This window comes from Paenibacillus sp. 11B (assembly GCF_030487755.1).
GTDB lineage: Bacteria > Bacillota > Bacilli > Paenibacillales > Paenibacillaceae > Paenibacillus > Paenibacillus vandeheii.
Genome location: NZ_JAUKNS010000009.1, coordinates 183,045 through 207,934, shown reverse-complemented (window position 1 = coordinate 207,934; position 24,890 = coordinate 183,045). Strand labels below are relative to the sequence as shown.

General features: G+C 48.0%; 25 protein-coding genes. 17 read left to right on the top strand and 8 right to left on the bottom strand.

From position 1 onward, the window contains the following. Positions 1 to 219: 219 nt before the first annotated feature. From Q0V21_RS29915 to Q0V21_RS29900, 4 genes are all read left to right on the top strand, one after another. Positions 220 to 1,476, top strand: a complete 1,257-nt coding sequence (locus Q0V21_RS29915) for a DUF445 domain-containing protein (RefSeq protein ID WP_079348649.1) — start codon at positions 220 to 222, stop codon at positions 1,474 to 1,476. A gap of 416 nt (positions 1,477 to 1,892) precedes the next feature. Next, a complete protein-coding gene (locus Q0V21_RS29910) occupies positions 1,893 to 2,174 on the top strand; it encodes a hypothetical protein (protein WP_301882023.1) in 282 nt (93 codons plus the stop codon). 83 nt (positions 2,175 to 2,257) lie between these two features. Then, positions 2,258 to 3,508 carry a Tle-like phospholipase domain-containing protein gene (locus Q0V21_RS29905; protein ID WP_443146452.1) on the top strand — a complete coding sequence of 417 codons (1,251 nt, stop codon included), beginning with the start codon at positions 2,258 to 2,260 and terminating at the stop codon, positions 3,506 to 3,508. A 56-nt stretch (positions 3,509 to 3,564) separates the two neighbouring features. Beyond that, on the top strand, positions 3,565 to 3,837 hold the full coding sequence (locus tag Q0V21_RS29900) for a hypothetical protein (RefSeq protein ID WP_024632294.1): 273 nt from the start codon (positions 3,565 to 3,567) through the stop codon (positions 3,835 to 3,837). Positions 3,838 to 4,040: 203 nt separating this feature from the next. Here Q0V21_RS29900 and Q0V21_RS29895 read toward each other — a convergent pair whose 3' ends face one another. From Q0V21_RS29895 to Q0V21_RS29880, 4 genes are all read right to left on the bottom strand, one after another. Then, positions 4,041 to 4,811 (bottom strand): YcnI family copper-binding membrane protein, encoded by a 771-nt coding sequence (locus Q0V21_RS29895; protein ID WP_301882020.1) that lies wholly within the window; start codon positions 4,809 to 4,811, stop codon positions 4,041 to 4,043. A 276-nt stretch (positions 4,812 to 5,087) separates the two neighbouring features. Further along, positions 5,088 to 6,803 (bottom strand): copper resistance CopC/CopD family protein, encoded by a 1,716-nt coding sequence (locus tag Q0V21_RS29890; protein ID WP_301882019.1) that lies wholly within the window; start codon positions 6,801 to 6,803, stop codon positions 5,088 to 5,090. Between the two features lie 159 nt (positions 6,804 to 6,962). Continuing rightward, positions 6,963 to 7,619 carry a response regulator gene (locus tag Q0V21_RS29885; RefSeq protein WP_301882018.1) on the bottom strand — a complete coding sequence of 219 codons (657 nt, stop codon included), beginning with the start codon at positions 7,617 to 7,619 and terminating at the stop codon, positions 6,963 to 6,965. Between the two features lies 1 nt (position 7,620). Next, complete coding sequence (locus tag Q0V21_RS29880; RefSeq protein ID WP_301882016.1) at positions 7,621 to 8,451, bottom strand: sensor histidine kinase; 831 nt, start codon at positions 8,449 to 8,451, stop codon at positions 7,621 to 7,623. 304 nt (positions 8,452 to 8,755) lie between these two features. Between Q0V21_RS29880 and Q0V21_RS29875 the strand changes: the two genes are divergently transcribed. Further along, the gene (locus Q0V21_RS29875) at positions 8,756 to 8,923 is read left to right on the top strand and encodes a hypothetical protein (protein WP_162842449.1); all 168 of its coding nucleotides are present in this window, start codon (positions 8,756 to 8,758) and stop codon (positions 8,921 to 8,923) included. Positions 8,924 to 9,052: 129 nt separating this feature from the next. Here the strand turns inward: Q0V21_RS29875 and Q0V21_RS29870 are convergent, their stop codons facing one another. The 3 genes from Q0V21_RS29870 to Q0V21_RS29860 all read right to left on the bottom strand — a co-directional run bounded on the left by Q0V21_RS29870 (position 9,053) and on the right by Q0V21_RS29860 (position 13,453). Then, on the bottom strand, positions 9,053 to 10,885 hold the full coding sequence (locus Q0V21_RS29870) for a bifunctional diguanylate cyclase/phosphohydrolase (protein ID WP_285078996.1): 1,833 nt from the start codon (positions 10,883 to 10,885) through the stop codon (positions 9,053 to 9,055). Positions 10,886 to 11,138: 253 nt separating this feature from the next. Continuing rightward, positions 11,139 to 11,771, bottom strand: coding sequence for a DUF5317 domain-containing protein (locus Q0V21_RS29865; RefSeq protein WP_024632288.1), 633 nt, complete (start codon positions 11,769 to 11,771; stop codon positions 11,139 to 11,141). A 239-nt stretch (positions 11,772 to 12,010) separates the two neighbouring features. Beyond that, a complete protein-coding gene (locus Q0V21_RS29860) occupies positions 12,011 to 13,453 on the bottom strand; it encodes a hypothetical protein (protein WP_301882012.1) in 1,443 nt (480 codons plus the stop codon). A 276-nt stretch (positions 13,454 to 13,729) separates the two neighbouring features. Here Q0V21_RS29860 and Q0V21_RS29855 point away from each other — a divergent pair, with 276 nt between their 5' ends. The 6 genes from Q0V21_RS29855 to Q0V21_RS29830 all read left to right on the top strand — a co-directional run bounded on the left by Q0V21_RS29855 (position 13,730) and on the right by Q0V21_RS29830 (position 20,010). Continuing rightward, the gene (locus Q0V21_RS29855) at positions 13,730 to 14,761 is read left to right on the top strand and encodes a BMP family lipoprotein (RefSeq protein ID WP_024632286.1); all 1,032 of its coding nucleotides are present in this window, start codon (positions 13,730 to 13,732) and stop codon (positions 14,759 to 14,761) included. A 300-nt stretch (positions 14,762 to 15,061) separates the two neighbouring features. Then, positions 15,062 to 16,561, top strand: a complete 1,500-nt coding sequence (locus tag Q0V21_RS29850; RefSeq protein WP_079348662.1) for an ABC transporter ATP-binding protein — start codon at positions 15,062 to 15,064, stop codon at positions 16,559 to 16,561. Next, the gene (locus tag Q0V21_RS29845; RefSeq protein ID WP_024632283.1) at positions 16,558 to 17,625 is read left to right on the top strand and encodes an ABC transporter permease; all 1,068 of its coding nucleotides are present in this window, start codon (positions 16,558 to 16,560) and stop codon (positions 17,623 to 17,625) included. The genes Q0V21_RS29850 and Q0V21_RS29845 overlap by 4 nt, the downstream gene beginning before the upstream one ends. Beyond that, a complete protein-coding gene (locus tag Q0V21_RS29840; protein ID WP_301882007.1) occupies positions 17,609 to 18,532 on the top strand; it encodes an ABC transporter permease in 924 nt (307 codons plus the stop codon). Before Q0V21_RS29845 ends, Q0V21_RS29840 begins: the two co-directional genes overlap by 17 nt. 46 nt (positions 18,533 to 18,578) lie before the next feature. Then, complete coding sequence (locus Q0V21_RS29835) at positions 18,579 to 19,250, top strand: sulfite oxidase-like oxidoreductase (protein ID WP_079348664.1); 672 nt, start codon at positions 18,579 to 18,581, stop codon at positions 19,248 to 19,250. 1 nt (position 19,251) lies between these two features. After that, the gene (locus tag Q0V21_RS29830; protein WP_301882005.1) at positions 19,252 to 20,010 is read left to right on the top strand and encodes a nucleoside phosphorylase; all 759 of its coding nucleotides are present in this window, start codon (positions 19,252 to 19,254) and stop codon (positions 20,008 to 20,010) included. 189 nt (positions 20,011 to 20,199) lie between these two features. Here the strand turns inward: Q0V21_RS29830 and Q0V21_RS29825 are convergent, their stop codons facing one another. Continuing rightward, on the bottom strand, positions 20,200 to 21,087 hold the full coding sequence (locus Q0V21_RS29825) for a LysR family transcriptional regulator (protein ID WP_301882003.1): 888 nt from the start codon (positions 21,085 to 21,087) through the stop codon (positions 20,200 to 20,202). A 208-nt stretch (positions 21,088 to 21,295) separates the two neighbouring features. Here Q0V21_RS29825 and Q0V21_RS29820 point away from each other — a divergent pair, with 208 nt between their 5' ends. The 6 genes from Q0V21_RS29820 to Q0V21_RS29795 all read left to right on the top strand — a co-directional run bounded on the left by Q0V21_RS29820 (position 21,296) and on the right by Q0V21_RS29795 (position 24,724). After that, positions 21,296 to 22,186, top strand: a complete 891-nt coding sequence (locus tag Q0V21_RS29820; protein WP_301882001.1) for a DMT family transporter — start codon at positions 21,296 to 21,298, stop codon at positions 22,184 to 22,186. Between the two features lie 152 nt (positions 22,187 to 22,338). Further along, positions 22,339 to 22,950 carry a hypothetical protein gene (locus tag Q0V21_RS29815; RefSeq protein ID WP_301881999.1) on the top strand — a complete coding sequence of 204 codons (612 nt, stop codon included), beginning with the start codon at positions 22,339 to 22,341 and terminating at the stop codon, positions 22,948 to 22,950. Between the two features lie 200 nt (positions 22,951 to 23,150). Next, the gene (locus tag Q0V21_RS29810; RefSeq protein WP_301881997.1) at positions 23,151 to 23,336 is read left to right on the top strand and encodes a hypothetical protein; all 186 of its coding nucleotides are present in this window, start codon (positions 23,151 to 23,153) and stop codon (positions 23,334 to 23,336) included. A 97-nt stretch (positions 23,337 to 23,433) separates the two neighbouring features. Next, on the top strand, positions 23,434 to 23,916 hold the full coding sequence (locus Q0V21_RS29805) for a GNAT family N-acetyltransferase (protein ID WP_301881995.1): 483 nt from the start codon (positions 23,434 to 23,436) through the stop codon (positions 23,914 to 23,916). 157 nt (positions 23,917 to 24,073) lie between these two features. After that, positions 24,074 to 24,475: a metal-sensitive transcriptional regulator gene (locus Q0V21_RS29800; RefSeq protein ID WP_301247329.1), complete on the top strand. Its 402-nt coding sequence runs from the start codon at positions 24,074 to 24,076 to the stop codon at positions 24,473 to 24,475. A gap of 48 nt (positions 24,476 to 24,523) precedes the next feature. Continuing rightward, entirely contained in the window at positions 24,524 to 24,724 is a 201-nt protein-coding gene (locus tag Q0V21_RS29795; protein WP_079348675.1) for a copper ion binding protein, read from the top strand. The last annotated feature ends 166 nt before the right edge of the window (positions 24,725 to 24,890 follow it).

Sequence of the window (24,890 nt, the reverse complement as noted above, 5' to 3'; positions counted from 1 at the left end):
ATGGAAAAGAATACGACCATTTCGATAGGAAAAACCCCTCATTTATCCTTTTTCACCAGCCAGAGGTTTGGATTTGACGCGTACGGGTGATAAGATGAAGTATACGAAATATGGAAACAGAAGCTTTCCTATTGAAGAGATCACCTAAAGAACAGAGGAGCACGGGAGCGTAGGCTGTCATTGAACCCGTGTGATTAACGATAAAGGAGTAAGAATACAATGGCTAAACCTAAACAAACCAAAAAAGCAGCAGCCTGGTCTCTCGTCGTTATGGGGGCGGGGTTTGCCGCGTCGTTGCCTTTTCAGGGCGGTGTTGTAGGCAAACTGCTGGTAGGCTCATTTGAAGCGGGGTTGGTAGGTGGACTTGCGGACTGGTTCGCTGTAACAGCGTTGTTCCGTCATCCACTGGGTATTCCGATTCCCCATACGGCATTGCTGCCCAAAAATCGGGACAAATTGACGGAAGGCCTCGTTTCCGCAGTGGAAAATAACTTGTTGAACAAGGATAGTATCACCGAGAAAATTGCGGGTTTCAAGGCGGCAGAAATCGTTCTGGACACCATGAAACGGGAACTTCACAACGATGGAGTCAAAAGTATGATCGATACACTCTGCAAACGTATCCTTGCAGGCCTGCCGTTGGAGCAGATCGCTCCACTGGTTGCGGGTGAGATCAAATCACAGGCGGGTGCCTTCGACCTGGGTCCGATTCTGGAACGGGCTTCGATCCAGATGAGTGAGCGTGGATATGATGCCAAAGCGCTGGACTACGGTCTGAAACAGGCAGAGGAGTGGCTGGTGAAACCGGAGACCATCATGTTTTTAGGCGAAAGCGGCTTAAAGGCGATCAGCGGAATCCAGATGAATGGATTAATGCAATTTGCGATGAATGCGTTCATGGGCTATCTGAACGAGGAGCGTATGGGCAGCATTTTGCAAGGGTATCTATTTGATCGGGTAGAGGACATGAAGCGGGAAGGCAGCGCCCTTCGTTATAAAGTGCTTGATCTAATGCGAACCCAGGTGGTCCGGCTAGCGATGAGTGAGCATGTGCAGGATGGAGTCAACGGCTGGAAAAACAACATGCTGGACGGATGGAACGCAGAGGAAACCGTGCTGAACAAACTGGTCGAATTGAGGGATAAGGCGCTTACTGCGATGGAAGATGGTCAGTATGTGGATACGTACGCGCTGCCTGCGATTGAGCGAGTATTGTCTGATCTGCGCTCCGATGAAGCATTGTTGGCAGGGTTGAATGCGAAGATTGTGGAAGGCGTAACGACGCTGCTGGAGAAAAACCATTCCAAGATCGGCAACCTCGTGCGTGAAAATGTCGACAAAATGGATAATGCCTCATTGATCTCGTTAATTGAGGATAAGGTAGGACAGGACCTGCAATGGATTCGAATTAACGGGGCCGTTACCGGCTTTGTGATCGGGATTGCACTGACCGCGCTGCGGATGGTATTGGAGTAAAGCATGGATAATGGCAAGTTTAGGGCCGCTCTCTGGAGCAGGCTCTTTTTTTGTATAAGCAAAATAAAAAATCATGGAACTGATACAAAATCCAGGGAAATGGGTAATGTACACCGAAATGCCCTATTGGAATCATTTAGGAACAAAGTTACACAAAAACGATGCTAACAGCCGATGTGATCCTGTTGATTTTGTACTATGATGCAGATAACAGAAGAAAAGGGTGGATATACGCTGGCTCCTTATTGCATAGGCTACATCATGATGAAGCTTCTGCGAGAAATGTGACCAGAAGTTCAATATGGACATTCATGAATAGAAAAGAAAAGGTGATTGATATGAGGTTGAAGCGACAACTCGCATGTGTATTTTTGTTGACCATACTATCCACTTTCATTTTGGGAGGGTGTCAGAATATGAAGGAAAGTGAAAAACAGGCTTATTTTAAAGAAGCGGAAGCCGAAGCTGTAACATATCTGAAAAATAAATATGAACTGGATGTAGTCATCACGAACAAAGAGTTGTTACCTGAGATGGCGCTTGATTCGATTGCTATGGAAGGACATGTGGTTGCTCATGAAGAGCAAGAATTTACGATCTCGTATGACTATGAGGACAAAAAAATCAAAAACTTTGGCATGAGTCCAGCAATAAAGGAAGCCATCATCGCTAAGGGCTATGAGCCGTTTAACAAATAAAATCATAATTCAGGATGGATTTTCTTGGAGGTGCAGCGGTTGTGAGTAAATCACCGAAGATTGATGATGAAACATACAACAAGATGTCTGAATTAGCTTACGAGAATCTGAAATCAGGTATTGAGTTCGAGAATCTTCCCGGATGGCAAGTTCTAGAGGATACACACGGAAACAAAAAATCCGGTTTCGATGCGGTGACATTCTATAATCCGGAGACCAAACAGGCGGTTATCGCTTATCGGGGTACAGAGGGAAGTGCGTCGTTGGATCGCAGTACCCCTGATTATTATGCGGATGCTCAAATTGGTTTGCCTGAGCTTGGCCGAAAAATCGAACAAAGTACAAACCTGACGCCAGATTGGCTGGCTCATGGAATCCAGAAGGTAAGAGATGTTACCGGGATCACTACGGTAGAGAATGCTGTGGGGGAACTGGATAAAAAGCTGGATAAGACCATCGGACTGGGCCCCAATCAAATGTATGAAGCGGAAGACTACGCCAGAGATATGCAGAAAAAATACAAGGACTTGGATTTTTCGCTGACAGGACATTCGCTTGGCGGAGGGAATGCCCAGTATGCAGCTGCTTACACAGGACTATCCGCGGTGACGTTCAGCGCGCCATCCGTGATATCCAGTCTCACGCCAGAGGCGAAACGAAAGGCTGAAGAGGGTGGTTTTGATAGTCAAATCATCAACTATGGGCATCCCGGAGATTTTGTAACCAGCGGATTTTTTGGTGGATACGATCGTCATGTAGGCTCCATGTATTACATTAATTCCAACTACAAGGATATGAATGATGACATGGGCATGTGGGATAAAATCAGTAACACCTTTGGTGGCGAAGAGTATCACGGCCTGAAACAGTACAAGTTCGAGAACGGCTATATTTCCAACGATCTATATGATCCGGTTACAGGCGAGCAAATCAGTTATTCACCACGTCAGCCGTCCAATGTCCTGTCCGATCTGGCGGCATTCATGTGGAATCTGGGTGGGCAAGCAGGCAGCCTTGCAAGAAGCATGGGCGCAGCAGCAGGGGGATCTGGCCTGATTCAGGTAACGCCAGAAGAACTCAAAAGTGTTGCAGGCCGATGGAAGCAGAATGCACAGCAGTGCAATGCAGAGTTGAATAAGGTGCGAAGTCGGATGGCCCAATACCTGCATTCCAGCCGAAGCCGCAGGCTCGAACCTATCGTCACCCAGCTGGATGCATCTATTAACGAATTGAGCACATGGCATATGAAGCATACGAGCCAGTTCTTGAACTTTATTGAAGAGAAGGCCAAAGCATTTCGTCAGGCGGATGAGAGTCAGGTCAGTTTTAAATAGAGTTTTGCGCAAAGGGTATGGCGAGTAGAAATTACATAAGGGAGGGAGGAACGCGAGTGAGCGGTCAATTGCTGGTTGAGTTGAATGATCTCCGAATTGCTGAAAAGGAATTAACCCAGCTGCTTGCCCGTCTCCAGGCTGATGAGCAGGAGGCAAGAAGCCTATACAACCGTCTCGACGACTGGAAGGGCCAATCGGCTGATTATACAAGGCAGCAGATCGAAGCGTTCTTCGCAGGTCTGTCTGGACGGATACAGTCCATTGAACAACAGAAGAAGAACTTGCTGCAATATATTGAAATCATGATCCAGACGGATCAGGAACGGTAAAGGAAAGAGTCGTAAGGGTGCCGTAAGTGCGTAAATGAAGCAATTCTAGCCAGTGGTGGTAAGTATGAGTTTGGAATTGAAGTCTGCGCGAGCATACAGATAACAAAAAGGAGCCTTGGCACATCGGGAATAGACCCGTATGCCAAAGGCTCCTTTCTTTTTCTATCTACATAGTAGACTGCAGGTTAACTCTCAATTAACTCTTAACGTTTTTTGCGGCGGGTTGCCAGAGCGATTCCCAGGAAGGACATGATCAACGCCAGGATCGATACGATCAGTGTTGCCTGTTGCAGCTTCAATGTGCCTGGGTCTGAATCCGTGTTGTTTGGCTCACCCGTAACGGTGTCGTTCAACGCGTCACCCAAAGTGGTATCGTCGTTTGCTTTTGTATCATCACCTGTTGCTGCTTTATCATCATGACCCGCATTACCAGCAGTGCCTGCACTATCATGACCTCCGCCTGCAGCAGCATTACCTGTAGCCGCAGGATCTTGGCTGATGGCTGTGATGCTGTGCGGGTTGCTGTCACTTGGTTCGCCTGTCCACTCCACGATGCTACCATCGCTATAATACTGGAATGCATCCCAAGCTACTTCTGTTTCGGTATCCGGATTCTGTGCTACGAAGTTGAATTGCTGGAATTGACCAGCCAGAATTCCTTCGTTATCTCCGTCCACTTCCCAAGTGATTGACGTTACTTCATTCGCATCATTTTTTTCGGTAGAGATTTTCCAGCCTGCTAGTGGTTGGTATTGCTTGAATGCAACGCCTTGCGGTACTTTCAGCGTAACTTTGGTGGTAGGCAGCTCTTTTTCGGATGGAATCTTGATGCTATACGTCTGCCATGCACCTGTCTGTGCCACGGTTGGGTTAACGGTAACGTGTGCACTGGCGAATCCGGCGAACAGCATCAGCGCAGCGGCTCCAGCAGTAAGGCTGGATGTCAGTTTGGAAGTCCATGATGTTTTTTTCAAAATAATTTACCCCTCTCAATTTCTTATCATTTATGTTTCGGCCCATTTTCTAAAATAAGTGCCTGATGTGCAGCAAAGTCACCGTTCCGGTTACGAATCGTTCTTTCAATCGCTGTTATTCCCAGATTTTTTGGATTCACTTTATAAGTGAAAATCCGGGAATAAAGGCGAACGTTGCACTTTTCCAGAATCGATTTCGTCCCCTTCACTACAATTGCAGCTTGTTGAGACACTGATTTTAGATTGAGTCGCGTTTCAAATCTGAATGGCTTATACCTACGGATTAGCGGTGTCGATCTCAAATTCGCTATCCAGCGAATCCAGGGTTCGAGTTAGCAGATGCACCTTGATGTTCCAGCGTCCTCGCATGGAGATATATTCTTCTGCCTCATATACGCCAGTATCATTTTTTGGAATCGTAATCTCGTAAATGCCCATATCCATATCCAGGTGGGTCAGTGACAGTGTGATCTGTTCCAGATCGTTGACTGTACTGCCGTCCGGTTTCTTCACGTCAACCTTGAACTGGTTCTCACCGGTACGATTGGGACTTACCTGAAGCGTAATCGTAGTTCCGTCATCCATAGTCTGCACTTCTTTATAAGGCCCTACGGCTGCCGGTTGTCCGGGTGACAGATGTGTCAGCACGGCAGCAAGCGCAAGGACGACGGCTCCGGCAATCAGTTCGGCCTTCAGACTTCCAGCGAGTCGGTTGCCGCTGCCTGCACGTGCCATTCTGGCATGACGCCAGGCTAATACAAGCATCACAACAAGCAAGACAACTTTGGCGATAAGCACAAGACCATACGCCGTTGTAAACAGGGACGTAAGTATAGGTGCTGGCAAAATAATCAGGCTGCTATATATTCCCGTAGCGACGAGAGCAGCAACAGCACCAATGCCCCAGGCTGTAAAGCGCCGGATAGCTGTCCAATAGACCTCTCCTCGCACAGTGGAAGGCAGTTTATCTGCGAGCGGAGGCAGGCACACGGCCATGGCGGTTAATGCCCCGATCCAGAAAGCGGCTCCGATCAGATGAACGAAGTCCATTGCGATGGCGAGCGCGCGTTGTTCTGCCGCAGCCGGATGTCCGGTCATGGCATGGGTGAACAACCAGCCAAGAACGAGGACGAGTGATCCGTAGGAGGACCAGATGCGGGTACGCAGTGAGCGATCCCGGTCATAGCCGGAAAGGATGGTAACCGCCAGCAGCATCACAATGAGCATTTGTACCATCCAGATCTGGCCAAATGACGTCAATTTGAGTGCACTGCCCATCAATGCCCAGCTGAACTCCCCGATGGCAACGCCTGATTCATACAATGTGTTCAGGGGCAGGCTGATCAGAGCGGCAGCAGAAGCGGCGCCATAACTGATCCATAACAGCCTGTAGCTTCCTGGGACTTCCAGCGGCTCCCTCGCCATGGACTGAGGGGCAATTCGGAACAGCAGGAAAGCAAGTGTGCCCAGGATCACAGACAACGCAAGATATTGAATCCAGTCGGTCAGCGACAAAATCCATTTTAACGGTCCGCCAGCCTGGCCTGAACCTGAGGCTAAATCCGCGAAACCGGCAGGAGCGCCGGATGGTTCCCCGATGTGAAACACATAGGCTCCCTGAATTGGGTGACCATCGGCAGATACGGCCTTCCAATTCACAGCGTAGGTTCCGTTTCCAAGTCCGGTCCGCAGACCGGTCTCCAGAATATGAGGACGATCCTCATCGACATGCACATTCCCGTCATCTGCCTGTGTTCCGTCCGGTGCGGTGATTTTAATATCAAAAAAGGCCGTTTGCAAAGACTCGTTAAACTCCAGAGTCAGGCGTTCTGGTGCAGTCGCCACCAGTTCATTTTCACCCGGTGAGGCCTGCACGATATAAGCATGGGCAGATGCCCATTGCGGCATAACAAGGCAGCACAATAACATCAGGGCGACCATCAGTGCCCAGTGCCGTTTGCCCAATTTCATGGTGAATCTACTCAAAATCAAAAAATCATCACCCTTAGGTCTAGAATTGTAAGTCATTCTTTGTCAACCAAGCACAATCTATACCATTATAACTTTGTCCAAAATAACACCGTATGACTACATTGGGCTATAAAAAAACGAAATGATCCATAGAATTGTGACAAAAACATGAATGCTCCTCTATTTCCGAAGCTTACGACCCGCCAGTCCGCTTTCCAATGCATAGCGGGTTAGCTGTACACGATTTTCGAGCTGCAATTTTTGTAAAATATTCTTCAGATGGTTCTTCACCGTTTGGTCCGAAATGCCAAGTTGGTCGGCAATCTCACGATTGGTATATCCCGCAGATACCCATTGCAAAATCTCAAGCTCCCGCGTAGTCAGCGGATTATCGGGTACATCTTCAGTGCGAGGCGCAGGGAACTCTTGGAGAATTCGATAGGCAAGCTCCTTGCTCAGGGGTGCATCATCGCTGACGATGGCGCGAAGGTATTCGAGCCAGGTGGAGGGAGCCAGATTTTTGAGCAAATATCCTTGAGCCCCCTGCTTCAACGCTTCAAACAGGTACGTGACATCATCCGATACCGTGACCATGACGATAATGACATACGGAAAGCGCAGTTTGATCTGCCGGGTGGCTTCGAGTCCATCCATATCTGGCATCTGTACATCCATCAGGATAAGATCGGGCATCCATTGCCCGGTAAGCTCCAGCGCTTCCTTTCCATTCGAAGCGGTCCCAATCACTTCAAACAGGCTATCCTCGGATAAAATACTGCAGATCGCTTCACGCGCATGCGCGTGATCATCGACGACCAATACCCGTACAAGTTCCATATTAATCATGCCCCTTTCCAATCGTTATTCGTGTGTAGCCTGGCCTTGAATCGAGGGCGAAAGACCAGCCCATCTGAGCTGCACGTTCCTTCGTAATTCGCAGGCCGTACCGATCCTTCAAGTGAAGCGGATCTCCGCTCACACCAACACCGTTATCCTGAATGAAGATCGACCAGACAAAAGGAGTTCCTTCTGCAATCACCCGAGTATCTGTAGCCCGGGCATGTTTGCGAACATTGAGCAGTGCTTCACGAATGCAGGCGAGCAGCTCCACCTGCTCCTTTGGGGAGAAGAAGGTGCTGTCCAGATCCCACTCCAGACGCGCCGAAGGCACCGTCTCTTGTACAAGCAATTCCACCTGTGACAGCAGGGAAGTTCCCTCTGGTACTGCCGCTTGTCCAGGGACATAGCGAAGCTGGGCAATGGCCTGCCGTACATAGGCGTTAACCTCGTGTACGGTTTTGCGGATGTCTTGGATTTCATTCTCGTAACCACTTCCAGCTAAACTGCGCTCGGCCTTGTCTGTTTTTACCGACAGGAGAAAAAGAGACTGCGAGATGCCGTCGTGAAGCTCCCGAGCCAGTTGATCCCGAGCTTCGAGTGCCGCTTTGGAGGCACGCTCCTGTTCCAGAGCAGCCCTGGCACTTTCCAGCATGTTGAATAAGCGACTTAGCAAGGTGACGCTTATGAGGTAAAGGATAAGGGGGGTAAGCCAGTTACCCGCATCCATGGAAAGGTAGGGCATCAGGAATTGATGACGGATGTATTCCCAGAGGCCAACCGTGAATGTGGGGACCAGCAGAATCATCCATTTAATTTGTTTGTATGACATGAATACAGAACTCCTTTGATATAAGGTCCACTTTTATATGTATCCGTTTCGAGGGTTGGCACCATTATAACGCATGCTTGCTTCAGACCCTAGTCTGGCTTTCTTTGAAGGAACCTCGGGTGGATAAGGGAGCATTTAGAAGGATATCTAAGAACAACATAGGGTGAAATTATGTCACGCAGGGTGAGCCTTGATGAGTACAGATGAGCGGGGCTGTATCCATTTTCCCTATTGGAGGAGGTCCTCTATACTTATATAGAACACAAATTCATTACAAAAGATGTTAAGGAGTGAACGCAACAACATGAATCAAGAGGTATTGGAACGTCGCAGCGAGTTGCTCAAGAAGAACATTCATCAAATGCTTCTTCAAGACAATCAGCACGGAATCAGTCGTCAGGATAACATGTTTTTGCAGCAGATGATTAAAGAGCTGCATCAGACTTCACACGAAATGAATACCACTCGATAACGCAGAATCTGCACAAGAATAAAGTAGTCTCGTGCATGATTCATTCCATGATGAACATGAAAATGGCGCTATCCCCGATCAGACCGGGGGTAGCGCTTTTGGCTTTAATAAGGGGATATTCGGTGAGCGTTACAAAAGTTGCTGTTGCACGGTTCGTTTCTGAATATATCGGATGAACAGCTCGGCTAGCTCAGGATCGAACTGTGAACCGGAGCACATCTGCAGTTCCTTGATTGCTTCATCCACATTTTTCGTTTCCTGATATGGTCGCTCCGTTGTCATTGCATCGAAGGAATCAATTACTGTGAGCATCCGGCACAACCGTGGAATCTCAGAGCCTTTCAGGCCATAAGGGTAGCCTGCCCCGTCATACCGTTCATGATGCAATTCGATATAGGGAATGAGATCGGCAAAACGCTCGTTGGTCATAGCCATCTTTTTGCCCCAGGTGACATGGCCCTTGATCGTTTCCCATTCCTCAGCGGTAAGCTTTTCTTTCTTATTCAGGATGGACCACGGAATTTCGAGCTTTCCGATATCATGAATCAGTGCACCCAGCACGAAATTTCGCTTTTCCACATTATCGAGCTCCAGCAACTCACTTAAATCGAGGGCATATTTATATACGCGTTTGGAATGTTTGAATGTATCCATATCCTTATATCTGAACAAGTTGAGCTGCTGCTCAATATCGCGCACATCCTGGACCAGATCAATCTCATGCTCCATGCCGTCATTGCTGCCGTGGCGATGCACATTGTTTTTGCCTTGTTTCTTGGCATAATATAGCGCTTTATCCGCCTGATCCACGAGTTGTGACTTGTTGTACATATCAACCTCATAACGCGCAACACCTGCCGAAAAGGAGAGGCAACCGTGCGGAAACACTTCAACTCCTTCAAAAGGGGTGTCGTTCAGCTGCTTGCGCAACTTGTTCATGAACGCATAGGCCTCGTCCAGATCCATGCCTGGCATAAGCAGGGTGAACTCTTCGCCGCCATAACGAAAGGCGGTGACCTGAGTGCCCTCCGTCTTCCGGATGAGGAAATCTCCGAGCAGGGCCAGCAGACTGTCGCCCTGGAGATGACCGAAGCGGTCGTTATACTTTTTGAAATCATCAATATCGATGAGTCCCAGCGAAAGCGGGGTTCCTTGGGAACGGGCGTTACCAAGCTCGCTCTCCAGCATACTTTCAAAATGACTGTGGTTGAACAAACCTGTGCGTTGATCCGTATTCGCCTTTTCCTCAATACTCTGATACATCACGAACAGCTGTTTGAACGCATGCGATAGCAGAATGCTAAGACTGAGGTAGAGCAGCAGGCCGAGAACACCGTTGTGCACAACGAGAATGGTCAACACGAGCGCCAAAATCAATGTACATAAATAAACGAGCAGTGATTCGGTGACGAACACACGCTTCATCTGCTGTAATGCATCCTTTGTCGAGAAATGAAAGAACAGCCCTAGCGTGATCGTATTAATGATGAAGTAGGCTGCAAGTGCCGCAAAATAGGGCAGCAGGTTATATCCATCCAGTGCTCCCGGAATTCCTCCAGTCCAAGTGAATACGTAAGCGGCTCCAGCAATCATGAGGCTGTAGATGCTGAAATTAACGATATGCTTCCACCAGGCGAGTTTGCGATCCTTGATTAACAGTATGAGGGAAACGGGTAGCAGTACAGACAGACTGAATGCACCACCAAACATGAAGATACAGGCGAGGTACACGGAAGAGTCCATGGATTGCTGATTGCCTTTGGGCGGAATCTGAAACGTGAAGTAATCCAAAATCAGCGCCGCACCGAGCATCGTGTATACCATTACCCATTCGTCAGAGGATAGATGGAGATAAGACAACTTGTTCATATACAGAAAAATACCGATGCCTGTGCAGCTAAGCAACACAACATACATGGTGCTCCGATCTGCTTTATGGATAAGGTTACGAATAAAGTTCATAAAAATTCTCCTGCTTGGTTTAGTCTGCTCTTGATGTGAATATATCGGCTTGTACTATATTGATGTATAACATAACAAGTTACCTCCCAAAAATCCAGAAAGAAAAAACAGGCCGCTGGCAGCCTGTTTGTCATGGTTGGCGAGTATATGTACTAGCCGCCCAGCTTGTATCCCGAAGTCAATGCAACAACGACAGAAGCTACGATGATTGCGTTGATAACGAGACGAGAATATTTAATGCCTTCGAATTTTTTCATGGAAAAGACCTCCCTTCCTTGGAGTCTGTCCGAATCTCTTCAGGCCTGATGGAATTCACTGGCTTCAAAGCTTCTCCGGTTCGATTCACCATCATGTACTGGATAAACAGGAATATGCCAATGTTCATGACCACATCGCCGATGCTGATCACCTGTGTCCTCGGATAAGGACTGGACAGCGGGATGATATCGCCCAGAAACGAAAGATGTGTGGAAGCATCCATCATATAGTGCTTGGATACCGCTCCGCCTTCGCGCAGCATGTCCACATAATAGGGCCCAAGAACAGCAGAGGCATCCACGGAAACCGGCATACGCCCCCCATTTACCGCCATGACGATGAAATTGAGGAAAACACCGATCCAGATCAGCGTGAAACCCTTGTAATGTCGATTAAGCCACAAAAATGCTAAGCCTGTGACATAAACGGCAGCAAACAGGTATCCGTTGATGGATGCAACCCAATCAAGTCTTTCCTGCAAGTAAAAGATGAAGAACTGAGCCAGCAGCAGCACCGGGAATATCCAGCCGCCTCGCAGCTTGAGAGCTGCAAACTGGTGGAGACCATACCGAAATCCTCCCCGGAACAGTCCAACGATCAAGCCGAGCAGAATGCCATCGTATACCATGATTAACTCCTGTCTTACAGATATGTGTAAATGTAATTGCGTGTTTGTGTACCTATGTTATTCGACCTTTTACTGGTAAATCCTGCAATGAAATTATTTTTTTTGAGAAGAATTTTGCAAAAAAATAAAACAAAAACCGCCTTTACGAACCAATGGGTCGAATCCATGGGAAAGTTCGGTAAAGACGGCTTTATATTATGTCAAATTGCGAGTTTTAATTCACTTGGTATACGTTCAGTTTATTCTGATTCCCCGTTCAGATAATTGAAGAACGGTTGGTCCACCCAGAAGGTGTAACTGGAAATGTCCGCATCAGGGGCCAGCTTACGGAATCCTTCTTGAATTGCCTTGGAATTCTCCTTAAGGGAGAAAGATTGTGCATAATAGTTGCCAAGCGAAATTTTATTGTTGGCGATGACTGGATATTCCGCCTGAGTGGTTGGTGAGTAATACAGCGGCTGCCACCAAGAAGCATGAATTAAGGCAGAGGTGTCATCGCTGTTCTTTTTGGCATACTTCAATATAATGTCGTTGAAGCGGGCTTTGTCCGCTGTGTTATTGAATTCAAACTGAATGTCATATTCTTTGGCATAGGCAATGTAATTGCCATTCTCGATCTGGGTAACCTTGTAATCCGGTGTTTCTTTGGGCTCTCCCCATTCCTTCAAATAAATGAAGGCAGAAGTCTTCGGCTGGAATTGTACGTCCGCATCGATGCCTTCACTACGCAACAATCCAATTAACTGTACCGCGTGTTTAATATCATCATGCCCGTAAGTTAAGGTCAGTTCATCGATGAAGTTGGAATCGAAGCGACTGTCTTTAAGATTGTAACCTGTAACGAGATCATCCCGCAGTGCTTGATCCACAATGGTCCGAAGTTCCGGTGCTTCGATTAGATCAGCGGTGCGATAGGCAGCGTACAATTTGGAGTAAATGTCAGTATCGCCAGAACGACCAATTTCATTTTTGTATTTGCCCTGACTGGTCAATACCCGTCCAAGCAAGATGTTGGCAAAATCAGAACTTGCTTCGCCGCCCTTACGGAGAGCGGGGTACAGGCTTTCCGGGATCAAACCGGTATCAATGGCAGCGGCCAGCTCCTGCGCCGCTTGTCCCTCAATGCGACCTGGGCTAATGCCCAGTTTAGCAAGTGCCTTTGTTGTTTTGTCTTCAGGATATGTATAGGCCAGCTCTTTGAATCCGGCTGCTTTGACTGCGATGAAGACAGCAGCATAAGTGCTCAGTTTGTCATTGGCACGCACTTCCGTACCGGACAGGATACCGTTGTTATATAAGGAAACGGCAGCTTTATACGCAGAATCATTGGAGTTCAGATCAGTGAAGGCCGGAGCCTTGACTTCACTGTCACTTGCTTCATCTGTAGCAGGTGCAGCTTGACCTGTTCCAAGAATGGCAGCAATTGCTTTGATGAAGTCACCCTTGGCTAACTTCTGCGGCAATTGGATATTGTATTTGGCCTGCAGGAATTGGGCGTAATCGGCTGCACTCTCGGTATAGACTGAAGGAGCTTGAGCTACCGGTCCTTTAACCGCCTGTGAGGTAGTTTGTCCGGCGGGAGTAGCCGATGCTGCGGATGCCGAAGCGGGCAAGCTGAGACTGCTGAGTGTAACCGGAGCGGCGAGCAGAGCGGCCAGTGTGATCTGGGTGATTTTTTTCAAATGAATAGCCTCCTCAAAATAGGATAGGAAAATAAACAAGCTTGCGTTATAATTCTGACAAAACCTATCTGAATATAATAATTGGATTGACTTTAGCATGGGGCAGCTTCGGATGTCAACGGAAAAAAACTTGGTTTAGAGCGCCTTCCGACGCTTTGTAGAATGTAAATCAGCTATTTTATTCCGTTTAGTGTATACGCTCAAAGATTTATTGACAAGGATCGACAGTATCCGCTAGGATTATAAAAAAGAATTGTGAAAAGGGGAAAGTTCAAAATGAAAAGAGGTTTATCGTTCGTCTTATCGATCATGATGGTGGCTATTTTGCTGGCGGCTTGTGGAAATTCTGGTTCCAAAGACGAACAATCGGCTCAAGGTGGCGATAGTGAAAAATCACTACGCATGGCACTTGTCCTTCCTGAAAAAATTGGGGTCAACCCGTTCTTCGTACAGATGGATGAAGGTTTCAAAAAAGCTGGCGAGGAATTCAAGGTAGATACCAAAACGATCGAATCGACTGACCCGGCTGCATTTGAGCAAAATCTGCGTGCTGCAGTAGCTGAGAACTATGATCTGATTATTACAGCAACTTTCCAGGCAGAAGATGCATTGAAAAAGGTTGCTGCCGAGAATCCGGACAAGTCCTTTGCCATTGTAGACACAACCGTTGACCTGCCTAACGTTCGTAGCGTTGGTTTCCATGAATATGAAGGAGCGTACCTGCTTGGTGCAGCTGCTGGACTGTCTACGAAAACAGACAAAGTCGGCATGATTGCTGCGATGGACGTTCCATTAATCAAGAAATATACAGAAGGTTTCAGAGCCGGTCTGGAATCGGTTAACCCGGATGCGGAATTCCTCGTGAACTATGTTGGTGGATTCAATGACCCGGCCAAAGCAAAAGAGCTGGCGTTGGTACAATTCGGCAAAGGCGCTGACTTCATTGCTGGAGCATCTGCTGTAGGCGATCTGGGTGTGTTCGAAGCCGCGAAGGAAAAAGGCTTCTATACTTCCGGTCAGGATACGGACCGTACTGTTGAAGATCCAGAACATATCGTATTGTCTCAATTGAAGTCGACCGATACGGTTGCTTATCAGACCGTGAAGGATTTCGTAGAAGGAAACTTCAAAGCGGGTGCTGTAAATTATGGCTTGAAAGAAGATGGCGTAGGCCTGACTTATGTAACACGTGATAGCGAATCTCCATTGAATGCTTTTGTTGGACAAGAAGTAATCGACAAGGTTAAAGCGATCAAGGATGATATCGTATCCGGCAAAATCGTTGTAAAAGATCCATTGCAACAGTAGTAATCTTTGTTCCATAGGATGGATTAATTGAGTTGATCAGCCGGCTGCCCGATCAGGCAGCCGGTTTTGCTGCTATTACAATGAACTATATATGTTCAACTGAACATTTACCCGATAACGGAGAGGACAGAAAAAACCTGGAGAAGCGAAGCGTTCGCCTTTATCCCCGGATTTTCCCCTTTGGAAAAAAAATAAAAAAATCTGGGGATAAGCGATCGGAAGGTTGTTCTGTCATCATAGTGGCTAGTGTAAATATGCTTTAGTTGAACGTATATAGACCGAGAGGAGAGAACGCGAGATATGCTGTTGGAGATGGAGCAGATTACGAAGAAATACGGCGGCTTCACCGCTAATCGGGACATCCGTTTTAATTTGCGAGAAGGAGAGATTCATGCCCTCGTGGGTGAGAACGGAGCCGGTAAAACAACCCTGATGCGTATGTTGTATGGAATGGAGCAACCGACATCAGGCACAATCAAAGTTCGTGGACGTGAGGTAAGCTTCGCTACCCCGTCTCAGGCCATGGCAAGCGGTATCGGCATGGTGCACCAGCATTTCATGCTGTTTCCTTCCTTTACGGTTGCTGAGAACATCGTGATCGGCCGTGAACCGTCTGCTGCAGGTGTATTTGACCGTAAACAGGCAGCGGCCCAGGTGAATGAGCTGGGTAGAACGTATGGCATGCCAGTTGATCCGTGGAAAAAAGTATATGAATGCCCTCTGGGCATGCAGCAGCGAGTTGAAATTCTCAAGGTGCTGCATCAGGGCGCAGATATCATTATATTGGATGAACCTTCAGCGGTACTGACACCGCTGGAAGTGAAAGAATTGCTCGCGAATATGAAATCTCTCGCCAAGCTGGGCAAAACCTTTGTATTGATTACGCACAAGCTGCAGGAAGTCATGGATGTGGCAGACCGGATCACGGTTCTTCGTGATGGTCAGGTGACAGGTACGCTGGAAGCGAAAGATACGAATGTGGAGGAGTTATCCCGCTTAATGGTTGGACGTGAGTTGGTACGTATGGACAAGCAGCCATCCGTTCCGGGAGAAGCGGTGCTTCAGGTGGAAGCAGTGAGTCTGTCAGGGGCTGAGGACCGTTCCGCACTCAAGGATATTCATTTGGAAGTTCGGAAAGGTGAGGTCGTTGGAATCGCGGGTATTTCCGGGAACGGTCAGTCTGAACTAATCCAGATCATTGCCGGACTGCGCAAGTCGGATAGCGGCCGCGTCCTGCTGTCAGGGCAGGATACGACAAACTGGCCGGTGCGTCGCATTCGGGAACTTGGACTTGCCCATATCCCGGAAGACCGTTATATGTGGGGAGCGGCGAAGGATGCAAGCGTTCGTGAGAATGGCTTGATGGGCCATCATCATCGGCTTCAATCACGCGGTATCATTAAAGCAAAGGCAGCACGGACCATGGTGGAGAACTGGATCAAGCAGTTCAGCATCAAGACGGGTTCTGCGGAAACGAAGGCACAGTTCCTTTCCGGTGGTAACTTGCAGAAGCTGATTGCCGCACGTGAATTTGCCCAGGATACACCGTTTCTCATTGCGGCTGAACCTACACGGGGTGTAGATATTGGAGCGATGGAAACGATTCATGCCGAATTGCTGCGCAAACGGAATGAAGGTGCAGGAATTCTGCTCGTTTCATCCGAATTGTCCGAGATTTTGCAATTATCCGATCGAATCATTGTCATGTATGAAGGCGGAATCGCTGGGGAACTGAAGGCAGATGAAGCAACAGAAGAACAGATCAGCTTGTTGATGGCAGGAGGGAAAGAGCGGATATGAATCGGGTAAAAGAAACACTTCGCGGACTCGTACAGCCGCTGCTTGCCGTATTCATCGGTTTGCTGGCAGGTGCTGTAGCCATTCTGGTCGTAGGCGGGTCCGTGGTGGATACGTATGCGGAGATGTGGAAAGGGGCCTTCGGCAACTTCTACTTCTTCACCAACACATTAGCGCGTTCGACGCCAATTATTCTCGCGGGACTGGGCGTAGCACTGGCGTTCCGCGCCGGATTTTTCAACATGGGTGCCGAAGGACAGATGGTTCTCGGCGGACTTAGTGCAGCGCTGACGGCGCTCTACCTGCCGGGTCCAGGCTGGTTTGTCTGTATTGCAGCCATTGTGGCGGGGATCATTGCCGGTGGAGTGTGGTCGCTGTTTGCCGGTTGGCTGGATGCTCGCTTCGGTATGAATCTGTTGATCACAACGCTGCTGCTCAACTATATTGCGATTTATTTTGGAGGATACATGGTATCCTATCCGTTCAAAGACCGCACCGGATCGGCGGCGATGGCCCAGACGCCAATGATTGATCAGAGTGTCTGGCTGCCGAAGCTGTTCCAGGGCATGGGACTGCATGCTGGATTCATCATTGCTATCGTAGCGGCTATTCTCATCTACTGGTTCACACACAAGACGGTAACGGGTTATGAGATCCGCATGCTGGGGAGTAATCCTTCCTTTGCAACCTATGGCGGCGTGCGCCGCATTCGTATGATGATGCTGTCCATGATCATTAGTGGCGGACTTGCAGGTCTTGCGGGTGCAGGCGAAGTGTTGGGTACACAGTACCGTTTCCTTGATGGCTCGTTGTCATCTGCAAGTTATGCATGGAGCGGCATCATGGCAACCTTGCTTGCCCGCTCGCATCCGCTAGGAACAGCTGTGGCGGCAATTCTGCTTGCAGCGTTGCAGACAGGTGCCATGGGGATGGAACGGAATACGGATGTGCCGCTGGAAGTCGGCAGTGTCATCCAAGCGGTGTTGACGTTATTTGTATCGGCTCAGATCGGTTATTCATTCCTGAAGCGGAGAAAGGAGAAAAAGTCCAATGCAACAACTGTTTGATGCAGCCATGTTTGGCTCTACTCTGCGGATTATGACGCCGATTCTGCTTGCAGCGCTCGGTGGGGCTTTATGCTCTCGTGTCGGTCTGTTCAACGTGGGTCTGGAAGGACTCGTACTGATCGGCGCTTTCTCCGCTATTGTTGGTAACTATCTGTTCGGTAATGTACTGCTGGCCGTCATATTCTCGATTGTGATCGTTATGTTGTTCTCTGCGCTATTTGCCTTTATCAGTATTAATCTTAAGGCCAACGCGATAGTAGTCGGGATCTCGCTTAATTTTCTGGCGACAGGACTGACGACTTTTGCGCTACGGGCGATTTTTGACGTGAAGGGTGCGTACTACGACAAAGATATGGTGGGACTCCCCAAATGGGATATCCCTCTTATTAAGGACATTCCATGGGTAGGTGATGTCATCTCAGGGCATAGCCCACTCGTGTATCTCGGAATTATTATCGTAATTGCCTTGCAATTTTATCTGTTCAAAAGTGTCTCCGGGTTCCGTCTCCGCTCGGTTGGCGAGAATCCGGTAGCAGCACAGAGCATCGGCATCAAGGTGCGCGGCATTCAATATGGTGCAGTCCTGATGTGTGGTGTACTGTGCGCCTTGGCGGGTGCACAGCTATCACTTGGTCAGGTTACGATGTTTACCGAAGGCATGACCGCAGGTCGCGGTTTCATCGCATTGGTAGCGACTATGCTGGGGCAAGCGAATCCGCTTGGCGTTATGGGGTCCAGTGTGCTGTTCGGGTTCATGGAAGCACTCAGTATCCGACTACAGGGCTTCGCGCTGCCAACTCACTTTACCATGATGCTGCCGTATATTGTGACACTGGTAGCGATGTTCTTTTTCAAAGATCGTACCTACACACAGGATGCACTGAAAGCGGGCGGAAGCTCGCGTTAATTCCTGAATGTTATGCTGGAAGCATATAAAGAAGGAGGAATCACACTTGCATAATAAGGCTGAACGTCTGAAAAAAACGAAAAGCCCGGCACCCAAAGCGGGTGCTGAGCACGGAGACCGGCTGCCGCCGGGGCAGGTACTGACCGAGAAGTTCCCGATTCTGCATGAAGGTGAAGTGCCTGAATATGACCTCGCGACCTGGGATTTGAAAGTATTCGGCGAGGTTGAAGAGGAGAAGGTGTTCTCCTTCGCCGAGCTTCAGGCGATGCCTCAAGTGAACACGGTGAGCGACATTCATTGTGTAACTCGCTGGTCGAAGTTTGATACACCGTGGGAAGGCATCCGATTCTCGGATTTCATCAAGCTTCTTGGCGTTAAACCCGAAGCGAAATACGTCATGATCCATGCGGATCATGATTACGAGACGAACGTTCCGCTCGAAGAACTGATGCATGACGATGTACTGCTTGCCTTTAAATTTAACGGTGAGCCGCTTACACCAAAGCATGGTTATCCATTGCGCTTGGTGGTTCCGCAACTCTACTTCTGGAAGAGCGCGAAGTGGATACGGGGGCTGGAATTCATGAAAGAAGACCGCAATGGCTTCTGGGAAGTTAATGGTTTCCATCATTTTGCCGATCCGTTCAAGGAGCAGCGCTTCTCGGGTGAAGATATTCCGATTCCGGAAGACGAATGGACGAAGAAGGAGTTTGATTAAGATGTTGATGCCTATTTTGCAAATTCATTCCGAAGATATGCCTGCATACGCCATTGTCTGTGGTGATCCGGCACGTGCGGAGAAGATTTCCCGTAAGCTGGAGCAGGCGAAAGAACTGGCGTTCAGCCGGGAGTATCGCACATTTGTTGGATTGTACGAAGGTGTACCCATGGCCGTGGTCAGTCATGGCGTAGGTTCACCCGGAGCGGCTGTTTGCTTCGAGGAACTAATCCGTGCAGGGGTAACGACCCTGATTCGTGTAGGTACAGCGGGCTCGTATACCGCTGATTATCCAGCGGGCAGTGTTATCGTCAGCACGGCCGCTGTGCGTACGGACGGGCTGACACGTCAGCTCGTACCGGATGGTTTTCCTGCGGTAGCAGACCTTGGCGTTACACAAGCGTTAATTGAGGCGACTCGTAAGCATGCAAGTGGAACGGATGCTTCGAGTGCGGGTAAAGTTGGCGTGGGCATTACCGTTACGCTGGATGCTTTCTTCACTGGGGTGGAAGAGATTCCTCACCGCAAGTACAAGCAGGCGGGTGCTCTTGCCGCTGAGATGGAGATTGCAGCGCTCTACATCGTAAGCACACTGCGCGGTGCTCGTGCCGGGGCGATTGTCGCTATCGACGGTTTTGCAGATAGCGACTTGGCGGCAGAGTATGATCCGCATACAAATGCGGTAGCTGATGCGGTTGAGCGTGAGATCGAAGCGGCGCTGCGTGCGCTGGCTGCACTCGCTCGCCAGGATCAGGCGTAAAGCTGAGATCATCGGGGCATTTTGTGCTGCTGCTGCTGCTGGTAAAAAGAAAAACACTTCAATGATGTCCATCTAAGGTGGACAATATCAAAAGGGCGTCCCATAAGGTCATGTTCATGACCGATGGGACGCCCTTTTTGATTGGGAACAAGGAGCGACTGGCTCAACATTGGAAGGCCAATCGATCCGTTAACCTTGTCCAAACAATTGCTGCGCCGTCTCAATAAATAACCGGGATGCAGGGGAAGCATCGACAAGTGAAGGAACGGCAATCTCGATATTACGGTAGGCTTTCGGCTCCGTCGGGAGTGCTTTGACACCCGGAGGCAGCCAGGATAGAGAAATGGCAGGCAGCATGGCGGCTCCGAGACCCTGCTCAATCATGCTCAGACAAGTGTTTACGTTATACACCACAAATCCGAAATGTAATTCGGCATCTGCTCGATTGAATAGATCCACAATCGGCACTTCGTAACCGCCTTTGCAGATGATCATGGGGTGCTTGTCCAGCATTTGTACGGGCAGGGTTTCCTGATTTGCAAAGGGCTCATCGTTCCGAAACACAGCCAGCATCTCTTCGCTATACAGCGGGAGTGTCTCATAAGCCGTATCTATGGGCTCTTTGTCGGTTGCAATAATGAGAGCTACATCAATAGCCCGTGAGCTTAGCCATTCCTGAATTTCAAGGATGTTTCCCTCATGCAGCTCAAATTGTATCTGAGGATAGCGGTCCCGAATGGAGCGGATAATTTTCGGCAGCAGATGGGCTGATGACATGGGGAAAGAGCCAATGCGAATCGTGCCAATCTCCAAACCTTTTTCAGCGGCAACGACCTGCTGCACCTTATCAAATTGCTGTAAAATCCGGCGGAAAATGACCAAAATCCGCTGTCCCACATCCGTAAGCACGATGCCATTCCTGCGATCCCGTATGATTAGAGTGACATCTAGCTCATTCTCCAGCGAAGAAATGGCCCGACTGACTGCGGGCTGCGTCATATTTAGTTCCTGGCCTGCACGGGTGAAACTTCCCGTTTCTGCAATTTTCACGAATAACTGCAACTGTGAATTGTTCATATCAGAATTGGTATGCTCCTTATGATTAACATGCATTTCAATTATTATAATCATTATTGTATCATGGAGAAACGGAACGATCAAAGAACAGATGTATAACGGGTCTGGATCGGATTCCAAATGATTTGCAGGCACCTAGAGAGCGCGGGATAAAGTGTGATTGATTAAACTGTGCCTGTAGAAGTGTGCCGGATAGGAGAATAGACATATGGCTTTATCACGTGCAAAAGCAGGCTGGGTTCTGGCTTTTCTGGTACTCATGTGGGGAGTAAACTGGCCCCTGACCAAATACGCATTAAATTTTACACCGCCGCTTATATTCGCAGGCACGCGCCTGTTAATTGGGGGGGTGGTGCTGGGGCTGTATGCTTTTCCCCGCTACAAAACGCTGAGACTGAAACAAACTTGGCATATCTATGCCATATCTGCGGTGCTTAATATTATCTTCTTCTACGGCTTTCAGACCGTGGGGCTGACGGAAGTGCCGGCAGGATTATTTTCATCCATCGTGTTCCTACAGCCTGTGCTGCTTGGAATCGGGGCCTGGTTGTGGCTGGGAGAGTCCATGTATGGAATGAAAATCGCCGGATTGGTGCTCGGTTTTGCGGGGGTGGCTACGATCAGTATAGGCGGCATGACAGGCAAAGTCTCACCTGAAGGGGTTATGCTGGGGCTGTTTAGTGCAATTAGCTGGGCGATCGGGACCGTATATATGAAGCGAACTTCAATGAAGGTCGATGGAATCTGGATGACAGCCATTCCGATTCTAATTGGTGGAGTTGTACTGACCTTAACGGGTACGGTCACAGAGAGCTGGGCTGATGTACAGTGGGTGCTTCCTTTTATACTGGATATGCTGTTTATCTCGGTGTTTGTCATTGCGTTGGGCTGGCTCGCGTTCTTCAAACTGGTCAGCTCTGGCGAAGCCAGCAAAGTAGGATCATTCACATTTCTGATTCCGCTGATTGCCCTGTTTTGCAGTGTACTGTTCCTGGGAGAGTCGGTGACGGTCAATCTGATCGCAGGTCTCGTTATGATCATAGCCAGCATCCTGCTTGTAAATGTTAAAGTAAAGGGCAGCAAGGTGGCGAAAATCTAAAGCTATGCGGTGAACTTTCTCGAATCGGCTGTTGTGGCTGAAAGGGAAGGTTCACCGTTTTTTGGTTAAACCTAGAAAAAGAAGAGGGGATGCAGGTACCATAGCGAATTGTATTTGCATGGTATTTCATTAAATTAGGAGGGTGATTAAATATGAGCTGGAGTGAATTTCGTGAAATCCCTAATGAATACAATGAAGAAGTACAGCAGATTGATGGGCAACTACTAAAGTTGGTTGCGGCAAGAAAGAATATAACCGGAGCTGTCCAATATCAGCCCCCTCAAGATACCATCGATCAATGGGTAAAATTATTGGATATGAAGGAGGAAGATATTCGATATGTTCTCCGTAGTGTGCAGCCGATGCCACAACGGCATTACTTTCCACGTGAGCCCCTTCAATTAACGGGTGTTGTGCCGATCATGAAGAAAACGATTAAAGATTCGTGTGAGTACATCATTACACATTCGATGCAGTATGAAGGCGAAAGTCTCGTATATGTGGAAATTCAATATAAGGGAAATGAGTCTGAACGTATACAGTTGGTGCCACACTTGGCTCTTGAGGTGTTGAGCGGACAGAGACATATGACTATGAGACAAGGCAGTCGTGGAGGAGGTGGGGAGACACAATTGAGTTTCCGAGTAGTTCCTGCCCTGCCTTTTTCTCTGGAAAACGTTCAATTCTCTTTAATTCCTTCTATACCAGAGTTGGAACACAAATTGGAGGAAGTCACTTTGGATAAACAGGTGGACTTCGATTAATAACGCCTTTCTCCTTTTCATAGGTTTCAATATGCTGCTCAATCAGATACTCAATTTGCATCGCGAATTTCACTTTTCATCAAAGTAAAATACAAAAATCAGATGATATACTTGCTTGTCAGAATGACAATGAAAAAATTGGGTAAGTTATATATAGGAACATCATAATAACGATGAAATAATAGAAGGAGGACTCCAACATGACACAACAGAACAATCAACCTCAGGATGAGGCGGCAATTCGTAACAAGCTGGATGAAGACGGGGATTCCTTGATGGAGAAAAAGAAAATTTTGAATGGTGTAGATATTGAGCCGCAAGCGGACGAATGGGCTGCCAAACCGTCACCTGTAGCATTTGATGAAGGTAAATCATCTAAAGAATAGTAGAATCAAATATAGCTTGAAACAGAGCGGGTACCGTTAAGGTATCTGCTTTTTATTGTATAATTATGGGAAACGTTTGTGAGAGGAGAATACGAAGATGAGTGAGATTAACATTAGACGGGCTGTCATCGGAGATTATACGGGAGTATCTGCATTAATGGATGAGCTTCATCAGTTGCATGTAGAAGCTAGGCCAGACGTTTACAGAGAGCTGCAGACGAGAATGAGCGAAAAGGAATATGAACAACTCATGGGGACGGATCATCGTTATCTCTATGTTGCGGAATTGTTGAATCAAGGTGAGATTGTTGGATATGCAAGTGCACAGCTGAATGTTATTCAGAATGTGGATTTGTTAAAGGATCGAAAGATGCTGTACATCAATGAAATCATCGTTGGCAGCAAACATCGCGGACATGGGACAGGCAAGCGGTTGATGCAGGAGTTAATCGAACTTGGCAAAGAAATTCAGGTCGACAGCGTTGAACTGACGGTGTCTACATTCAATACTGGAGCTCAGGCTTTCTATGAGCAATTGGGTCTGGCTGTACGCAGCAGCAGAATGGAATACATACTATAGTCCGCCTGTACGAAGACTAATGGGGATGTCTGGTGCAATACTTCAATCGTAGGAAGCATGGTAAGCATCCGTTTTGAATAAAATAATGAAATAATCTTGCATACCCCCATGGGGTATGTTACTCTTATAACAGAACGAAAGAAAAGGGGTGTTCGTGATGGAACATCAGAGCCATCCCAAGGAACCTTTGGAGTCATCCGTAACAGAGGTGAACGAAGTTTCACAGACAGATGATCAGCAAGCCAATTCATGTCATACGGCAGGCAGTGACGGGAAACATGTGCGTAAGAGCCATCACTCCCAGGAGATGAAGGGCAACCTGATTTCCCGTTTGAACCGCGTTGAAGGACAGATTCGCGGGATCAAGGGATTAATCGAGAAGGATACCTATTGTGATGATGTGCTGACGCAGATCGCTGCGGCTCAGTCTGCTCTCAATTCGGTAGGCAAGCTGTTGCTGGAAGGTCACATGAAGAGCTGTATTGTTGAGCGCATTCAGGCCGGAGAGCATGAGGTCGTGGATGAATTGTTGGTAACGGTAAGGAAGTTAATGAAGTAATTATTTTTGAATGAACTCATCATTTATATATCCAAGGAGGAACTATCCATGTCTAATATTACGTTGAACGTTACAGGAATGTCTTGCAATCACTGTGTGAAATCGGTTGAAGAAGCCGTGAAGAATGCGGGAGCGAATGGTAAGGTTGATCTGGCAGCAGGAACTGTCGCAGTTGAATATGACGAGCAAAAAGTCAATGTGGATCAGATCAAGGCAGCCATTGAAGATCAAGGGTATGACGTAGTCTAATCATTGCAGGCTTAAACTGAACTTCCCCTTGTATGGAAAGGAACTCAACAGATCTTTTCCAATAAATGAGTTCATTGTTTAAGCCTGATTTTTTGTCTTTTATATACCCCTTGGGGGTATTGAACACGTAAAAATATTTTATTAAGAAAGGAGCTAACAACATGGA